This window comes from Enterobacter cloacae complex sp. 2021EL-01169, assembly GCF_020733125.1.
In the GTDB taxonomy this organism is placed as follows: domain Bacteria; phylum Pseudomonadota; class Gammaproteobacteria; order Enterobacterales; family Enterobacteriaceae; genus Enterobacter; species Enterobacter roggenkampii.
The window spans coordinates 1-1,759 of sequence record NZ_JAJFTC010000046.1 but is presented as its reverse complement, the minus strand read 5'-3'; the positions used below and the strand labels follow the sequence as shown (position 1 = coordinate 1,759).

The window sequence follows — 1,759 nt, the reverse complement described above, 5'->3', positions numbered from 1 at the left end:
CAGGCTGTGTAAAAACTCGGTTTTTTCAGTATCTGAGGACTAACACCAGCAGGGATGCAAGATATTCCTGATATGGGCTGTATTCGCAGTGATTTGTATGTTGAGGCAAAACGAGACTTTGTGGCTTGATATGGAGTACTAATGGCCAGTTATTAGGAGTTAAAGCGGCCACTGCCGCTAGCTGCATCGTTCTCGCAGCTTAATGGCCAATCCTTCGGCCCCCCAGATGGACATCATCCTCTTCAGGTTATAAGCCAGTACATGCAGACTGATTTCTGTGCTGACGTTTTTAAACCGTTGCGTCAGGAAGTGAGTCGCTCCCATCCACATCTTAATTGTCCCGAACGGATGCTCTACCGTTTGCTTTCGCACGACAGCTGTTTGTGGCGATGCATTAAGCCTGGCTTGCATGTCTTCCATTTCTGCTTCATGAACCCAGCGCCTTATACGCCTCGGATCGCGTTTTGATGTGGTGCACCTTGACCGCTGACTGCAATCGCGACAGGCAATATTGTTAAAGTACATTTGCTGTTCTAAACCATCCTCAACCATCGTAAATCGGTTCTGAAGTTCTTCACCCATCGGGCAAATATAAATATCTTTTTCCTGGTCATATTTGAACAATGAACGATTGAAAAGACCTTTACGGTCAGCGCCAGAGGTATCGCCTTTTGGTACTAAGGCTACGGCACCTAAGTCCTGCGTTGCTTTAATATCTCCCCGGCTGTAATAACCTTTATCAGCCAGTACGGTAATATCCGCTTTGCCAACTGCTTCCTGCGCTAATTTGGTCACCGCTGTTAGCTGACCACGGTCTGGTGTATTCGTTACTTCATGCGCAACAATCAGGTGATATTTAGCATCAACGGCAGTCTGAACGTTATAGCTCACCTGGCGGTTAACATTGTTTATCTTCATTAACCGGGAATCAGGATCTGTCAGTGACAGCTGCTTATCAGGGTGCTGCACAACGGCCTGCTGAATTTTCTTGAGTTCTTTCAGACGCTTTTGCAGCCATGCCAGTTTCGCAGTTGTTAAACATGCATTTTTTTCGGGCTCCGCAGCCTTGTCAGCTTCATCGAGCTTATTCAGGTAAAGAGCAATACTTTGCTCAACCCTTTCAATGTGGCCTTTTGTTTTCTGGGGCGTGAAATTGTTCGATTTGCTGTTTACCGCCTTGAACTTACTACCATCAATGGCAACCACCACATCGGTGAACATCTGCATCTGCCGACACAGATCAATGAAAGTGCGGCAAGCATTTTTGATGCCTTTACCATTGTTTTTTCTGAAGTCTGCAATGGTTTTAAAATCAGGTGTTAATCGTTCAAGTAACCACATCAATTCAACGTTACGATGGGCTTCTTTCTCTAACCGGCGGGATGACTGGATGCGGTTCAGGTATCCATAAATGTAAAGCTTCAGCATGGTTGCGGGATGATATCCAGGCCGCCCGGTTTGCTTTGCATTAACGCGCTCAAAGCCAAGTGTATCAAGCTGTAGTTCATCAACAAAGACGTCAATAACTCTGACAGGGTTGTCTTCTGTGACAAAATCATCCAGCACTTCAGGGAGCAACGTCACCTGATGTCTGCCTTGACCTTTGATATGTTGAGTCATACCTGCACCCGCTTTATTTAATCGTATGATTCTAATTTTATTAAATAAAGTAAGTTTCTGCATTGGTTTATCAAGAATGGTTGATCATATAAAACCACTACTTAGACCAAAAAGTGATCAGTAGTTTTCACACAGCCTG

The 1,759-nt window shown here is 44.9% G+C and carries 1 protein-coding gene; it reads right to left on the bottom strand.

Features of this window, described 5'->3' with window-relative positions; all coding sequences use genetic code 11:
- Window positions 1-177: 177 nt before the first annotated feature.
- Window positions 178-1,620, bottom strand: a complete 1,443-nt coding sequence (locus tag LLF79_RS26765; protein ID WP_047365884.1) for an IS1182 family transposase — start codon at window positions 1,618-1,620, stop codon at window positions 178-180.
- Between the last annotated feature and the right edge of the window lie 139 nt (window positions 1,621-1,759).